This window comes from Pseudomonas sp. BAV 4579, from assembly GCF_009765395.1.
Classification (GTDB): Bacteria; Pseudomonadota; Gammaproteobacteria; order Pseudomonadales; family Pseudomonadaceae; genus Chryseomonas; species Chryseomonas aestiva.
Genome location: NZ_WHOV01000180.1, coordinates 1 through 5178, shown reverse-complemented (window position 1 = coordinate 5178; position 5178 = coordinate 1). Strand labels below are relative to the sequence as shown.

3 protein-coding genes are annotated in these 5178 nt (G+C 68.3%); 2 read left to right on the top strand and 1 reads right to left on the bottom strand.

The genetic code is table 11. The features are described 5' to 3' along the window. Positions 1 to 418 precede the first annotated feature (418 nt). Positions 419 to 3448, bottom strand: a complete 3030-nt coding sequence (locus tag GSQ95_RS24215) for an FAD-binding and (Fe-S)-binding domain-containing protein (protein ID WP_158889812.1) — start codon at positions 3446 to 3448, stop codon at positions 419 to 421. 151 nt (positions 3449 to 3599) lie between these two features. On the opposite strand from GSQ95_RS24215, the gene GSQ95_RS24210 reads away from it, so the two are divergent. Together GSQ95_RS24210 and GSQ95_RS24205 are read left to right on the top strand one after the other, a co-directional pair. Further along, on the top strand, positions 3600 to 4505 hold the full coding sequence (locus GSQ95_RS24210) for a LysR substrate-binding domain-containing protein (RefSeq protein ID WP_158889810.1): 906 nt from the start codon (positions 3600 to 3602) through the stop codon (positions 4503 to 4505). Then, on the top strand, positions 4502 to 5178 hold a 677-nt coding region (locus tag GSQ95_RS24205; protein ID WP_158973950.1), incomplete at its 3' end, for a GntR family transcriptional regulator. The genes GSQ95_RS24210 and GSQ95_RS24205, both read left to right, overlap by 4 nt.

The following is a 5178-nucleotide window of genomic DNA, read 5'->3' as shown; positions in this document are numbered from 1 at the left end:
AATACCGGCCTGTCACGCCGGGGGTCGCGGGTTCGAGTCCCGTCCGCTGCGCCATTTAAAGGTTGTCTGGTTCTGAACGCCAGCAGCCATCGAAGAGCGGCCCTAGTGGCCGCTTTTTCGTTTGGGCGCGATTTTTCTGGTCGGGCTTTCTCAGGGTTTTCCTTCTTTATGTAGCTTGCCTGGGTCTAGGGTGTTTGCCCGTCGGCCTGATCGCCCGCGCGTGGAAAACGCTGCACGCTAATCGCGGCCATGGGCCGCTCCTACAGGGTGTCATGCGCTTGTAGGAGCGGCCGCGTCGGCGTACCGCCATGGCCGCGATAGGGCTTGGTGGCGTGGGCCCCTCACCCCAACCCTCTCCCGGAGGGAGAGGGGGCTATCCGTGCAGGCGTTCAGCGATGGACCTGACAGGTATGCGGACTCAGCCCCTTACCGCATCCAGCACCGCTTCCAGCGGATGGCGCAGGCGGCGGTCGTCGAGGCGCTTGACCTGGCTGCGGCAGGAATAGCCGGTGGCCAGGGCTTCGCCCTGTTCCGCCGGGACGGCTACGGCGCGGGCCCACGACTGGTCGTAGATCACCCTGGAGGTCGCCAGATTGCGCGCCTCGTGGCCGTAGGTGCCGGACATGCCGCAGCAACCGGTGCTTTCCGGCTTGAGGCCCAGGCCCAGGCGCTCGAACACCTGCTGCCACTGGCTGACGCTGGCCGGGGCGTTGGTCTTTTCGGTGCAGTGGCCGAGCAGGCGATAGACCTTGTCACTGACTACCTGCTGCTCTTTCGGCAACACCTGCAGCAGCCACTCCTGGGGCAGCAGGACCTCGGGCATCCGGGCGATGCCGGGGACCTTGGGGTATTCCTGGCGATAGACCAGGGTCATGGCCGGATCGAGGCCGACCAGTTTGACGCCGAAGCCGGCCAGGCTGGCGAGCCCCGCCGCGTTGCGCCGCGCCGTGCGCTCGAAGGCGCCGAGGAAACCCTGCACCTGCAACGGCTTGCCATTGGCGCGATAGGGGGCGAGGAACACTCGCTGGCCGAGGCGCGCGGCCAGTTCGAGGAAGGCGGCGGTGAGCGGCGTCTCGAAGTAGCGGGTGAAGGCATCCTGCACCACCACCACGGTCTTGGCGCGTTCTTCATCGTTCAGGGCCAGCAGCCGCTCGGGGGTGGCGATCTGCACCTGCCACTGATGCATGACCGGTACCAGGTCGAAACGGCTGAGCAGGGGGCTGTCGACCATGCCGATGCGCTCGGCAAACAGCCGCTGGATGGGCGTGGCGCCCATGACGGCATTATAGAGGCCAGGTGTACGGGCGAACGTCGGCAGGCTGAATTCCAGCGAACCTATCAGGTAGTCGCGCAGTGGGCGCAGGTAGCGACGGTGATAGAGCTCTAGAAAGCGCGAGCGAAATTCCGGCACATTGACCTTGATCGGGCACTGGCCCGCGCAGGACTTGCACGCCAGGCAGCCGGCCATGGCGTCATAGACCTCGTGGGAGAAGTCCGCCTCGGCCTGGCGGCCATTGCGCCAGCGCTGCGGCAGGGCCTTGAGCCAGTTCAGGGCGCCACGCGGCGCCGGGGCCAGGACATCGATGCCGGCCTGGCCCTGCAGGCGCAGCCATTCACGGATCAGGGCGGCCCGCCCCTTGGGCGAATGGATGCGCTGGCGGGTGGCCTTCCAGGACGGACACATGGCGTCGTCGGGATCGTAGTTGTAGCAGGCGCCATTGCCGTTGCAGTGCATGGCGGTGCCGTAACTCTGCCAGACGCGCTCGTCGAGGGTGCGGTCCAGTTCGCCACTCAGGGTCACGCCATCGACCTTGAGCAGCTCGGCGCCGCTGGCCAGCGGGGTGGCGATCTTGCCCGGATTGAGCTGGTTGTGCGGGTCGAAGGCGCCCTTGAGCGCCTGCAGCGCGGGGTAGAGGTCGCCGAAGAAGGCCGGCGCGTATTCCGAGCGCACGCCCTTGCCGTGTTCGCCCCAGAGCAGGCCGCCGTATTTCTGCGTCAAGGCGGCCACTTGGTCGGAGATCGGCCGCACCAGCGCCGCTTGGCGCGGGTCCTTGAGATCCAGCGCCGGACGCACGTGCAGCACTCCGGCGTCGACGTGGCCGAACATGCCGTATTGGAGGTTGTGGCCATCGAGCAGGGCACGGAATTCGGCGATGAAGTCGGCCAGGCGCTCGGGCGGGACCGCGGTGTCTTCGACGAAGGGCTGCGGACGGATCTCGCCCTGGACGTTGCCCAGCAGGCCCACGGCGCGCTTGCGCATGGCGTAGACGCGGGTCACGGCGTTGCGGCCGATGGCCAGGGTGTGGCCGAGGCGCTCGACAGTAGTGTCCTGGCGCAGGTGGTCGAGGAAGCCCTGGACGCGGACGTCCACTTCCTCGGGATCGTCGCCGCTGAATTCCACCAGGTTGATGCCCAGGGTGGGGCGCTGCACATCCTCGGGGAAATACTCCGCCACGCTGTGCCAGACGATGTCCTGCATGGCCAGCAGGAGCACCTTGGAATCCACCGTCTCGATGGACAGCGGCTTGAGTTCGATCAGGGCGCGGGCGTCGCGCAGGGCGTCCATGAAGCTGGCGTAGCGGACGTTGACCAGCACCGAGTACTTGGGAATCGGCAGGACGTTGAGCTTGGCCTCGGCGATGAAGGCCAGGGAGCCTTCGGCGCCGCAGAGCACGCTGTTGAGGTTAAAGCGGCCGTCCGCCTCGATCAGGTGCGCCAGGTCATAGCCGGTCAGGCAGCGATTGAGCTTGGGAAAGCGTGCCTCGATCAGTTCGGCCTGCTGCTCGGCGATGTCCCGCGCGCAGCGGTAGACGGCCCCGGTGCGATCGTCGCGGGCGCAGAGGGCGTCCAGTTCGGCGCTGTCCACCGGGCGACTTTCCAGGCGTTCGCCGCCGATCAGGTAGGCGTCCAGTTCCAGCACGTGGTTGCGGGTCTTGCCGTAGGTCACGCTGCCCTGGCCGCTGGCGTCGGTGTTGATCATGCCGCCGATGGTGGCGCGGTTGGAGGTGGACAGCTCCGGGGCGAAGAACAGGCCGTGGGGGCGGAGCGCGGCGTTGAGCTGGTCCTTGACCACGCCGGCCTGGACCCGCACCCAGCCCTCTGCGGCGTTGATCTCCAGGATCCTGTTCAGGTGGCGGGAAAGATCGACCACGATGCCGTCGGTGAGGGACTGGCCGTTGGTGCCGGTACCGCCACCGCGCGGGGTCAGGACCACGCCCTGGAAACGCGCCTCGCCCATCAGCCGGGCCAGGCACTGGACGTCGGCGCTGTCCTTGGGAAAGACCGCTGCCTGGGGCAGGCGCTGGTAGATGGAGTTGTCGGTGGCCATGACCGTGCGGTTGGCGTGGTCCAGCGCGATCTCGCCCTGGAAGCCGCTGGCGGCGAGGGTGGTCAGGAAGTCGGTATAGGCGGCGGCGAGGGGCGCCGGGGCCGGCAGGCGGGCGATCATGTTCATCAGGCGGGCTCTCTGGCGGCGGACGGCCGTCTCCTTCAGCGAGCGAAGGAATGGCGTCGACCTTTTCTGGCTATAGTAAGCATTCTCACCACAGCGCGGCGGCGCCACAACCGAAGATTCCGCCGCCTATGCCGGAAGATCCTGAATGAATCACCGCCGCCTGACGCCCTCCATGTCGCTGCTGCTGGCCTTCGAGGCGGCGGCGCGCCATGAGAGCTACACCCGGGCGGCCGAGGAGCTGTCGCTGACCCAGAGCGCCGTCGGCCGCCAGGTGCAGGCGCTGGAGCAGTTGCTGGGGCTGACGCTGTTTCGTCGCGAGGGCCGGCAGATCGTGCTCACCGATGTGGGGCGCGCCTACAGTCGCGAGCTGGGGCTGGCCCTCGGGCAGATCCGCAGCGCCACCCTGCAGGCCATGGCCTTCGCCTCCGGACAGGGCACCCTGCGCCTGGCGGTGCTGCCGACCTTTGGTTCCAAGTGGCTGCTGCCGCGCCTGGGCAGCTTCTATACCGCCCACCCCGGGATGCTGGTGCACCTGCATTCTCGCATCCAGGCGGTGGACTTCGCCGCCAGCGAGATCGACGCCGCCATCAGCGTCGGCAGCGGCGACTGGCCGGGGCTGCGGGCCCATCCGCTGCAAGCCGAGCAGCTCGTCGTCATTGCCAGTCCGACGACCCTGGCCGAATTGCCGGACGCCATGCCTGCCACCCTGGCCGACCAGCTGCTGCTGGGCGTGGCCAACAATCCCCAGGCCTGGGGCGAGTGGTTCCGGCATCATGAATTGCCGCACCGGGCCATGCGCCCGGGGCCGAGTTTCGAGTTGACCTCGCACCTGATCCAGGCGGTGCGCGCCGGCATCGGCATCGGCCTGGTGCCTCGGGTGCTGGTGGAAGACGAACTGGCGCAGGGCGAGTTGCTGGCCTGCGGCCCGGCGCTGGTCAGTCGCCGCAGCTATTACCTGGTCTATCCGCCGCGCAACGAAGGGCTGCCGTCGCTGCAGGCCTTTCGCCAGTGGCTGCTGGCCGAGATCAACGCCGGCGAGGGGCAGCCATGAGCAAGCCGGGACAGCGGGTGCTGGCCGCGCTGCGGCAGATGATCCTGTCCGGCGAGCTGGGCGCGGGCGAACGCCTGGCGGAGCTTCCCACCGCCGAGCGCTTCGCCGTGTCGCGCATGCCGGTGCGCCTGGCCCTGCGCACCCTGGCCGAGGAAGGTCTGCTGGAGCGCAGCGGTGCCCGTGGCTATCAGGTGCGGGCCCTGACCGGGGCCGATCTGGAGGGCGCGGTGGAGGTGCGCGGGGTGCTGGAAGGCCTGGCCGCGCGCCAGGCCGCCGAACGGGGCCTGGACGCTGCCACCCGCGTTACGCTGGAAGATTGCCTGCGGCGGGGTGATCGGCTGTTCGCCAAGGGTCATGTGCTGCTGGAGGATCTGGAGGAGTACCACGATCTCAACCGGGCCTTTCACCAGGCCATCGTCGCCGCCAGCGGCAATTCGGCCATCGCCCTGGCCCTGGGTCGTCACGAGCATCTGCCCTTCGCCTCGGTGAGCGCCCTGGCGGTGGATGCCGGGAATCTCGACCGTGAATACCGCCGCTTCAACTTCGCCCACCTGCAGCACCATGCGCTGTTCGACGCCCTGGTCCGCGGCCAGGGCGCCCGTGCCGAGGGCATCATGCGCGAGCATGCCCAGGCGACGCTGGGGTATGCACGGTGGTTTGGTGGGGAAGAGGG